1 protein-coding gene is annotated in these 962 nt (G+C 59.9%); it reads right to left on the bottom strand.

The window, feature by feature from the left end:
* Window positions 1-390 precede the first annotated feature (390 nt).
* Window positions 391-962 (bottom strand): PadR family transcriptional regulator (locus B7449_RS18025; RefSeq protein ID WP_048883998.1); only part of this gene is annotated, 572 nt, incomplete at its 5' end.

The following is a 962-nucleotide window of genomic DNA, read 5'->3' as shown; positions in this document are numbered from 1 at the left end:
CCCTGGTTCTGCTCAGGTGACTGGGCCTGGGCTGCCAGCGGAAGGGAGATGCCAAGAGCGAGGGCAAACAGCATTGAACGCTTCATGATAAATCCTTTAATTCGACCCCTGATCCGTCATGTCGCATGAGCGGGAATGTAAGGTCGAATGATGTAATAGACAGTATCTGGAGTATCCGGGACAGAAATCATGATCCTGTCCGGGTTGGCATTACTCCGGTTAATGTTCCGGACAATCACATGAATATTCCGGAACGCGAGTGACCTTTATTCAGGCACGCGCACACCACACCATGATATTCCGTAAAAAACAGATCCATACATGGCGGGATTATGGGGTCATTCCCTGATCGGGCGGCCTGCTTGGCCATCGGGCAGGGAAATCCGGGTTTCAGACCTGCCCGATCGCCCGGGCGGCGTCGTCCAGCAGGGCGGCGATCTTTTCCTCGGCCTCCGTATCAAGGCCACCGTTGCGCAGCCTCAGACGGAGTGCCGTGCGCAGGTTTTCCATGCCGCGCATGACCGGCATCGGGACATTCTTCCGGCCGCCCCTGCCCTCTGCCGCACCTGTCGCGGCACGGGACAGGATTTCATCAAGGGCCGCGCGACTGGCGTTCAGGAACGCCTCGCCTTCCGGGGTGATGTGGTAATTCTTGCGGCCATCAGCTTCGACAATCCGGGCGTAACCCGCTTCATCCAGCCAGGTCAGCGTGGGGTAAATCACACCGGGGCTGGGGGCATAGCTGCCACCGAACTTTTCCTCGATCATGCGGATCAGTTCGTAGCCGTAGGTCGGCTTCTCCGCGATCAGCGAGAGGACCAGAAGCCGCATCTCGCCATAATCGAACAGCCGGTGACGCCCGCCCCGGCGGCCACCACCATGATGTCCTCCGCGACCGTGATGGCGGCGGGGTTCCCCACCACCGGCCATGCCTTCGGGGGAGAAAGTCTGGCGGTTACGAC

Source organism: Komagataeibacter intermedius TF2 (assembly GCF_000964425.1).
Lineage (GTDB): Bacteria > Pseudomonadota > Alphaproteobacteria > Acetobacterales > Acetobacteraceae > Komagataeibacter > Komagataeibacter intermedius.
This window is presented reverse-complemented; position numbering and strand designations above follow the sequence as displayed.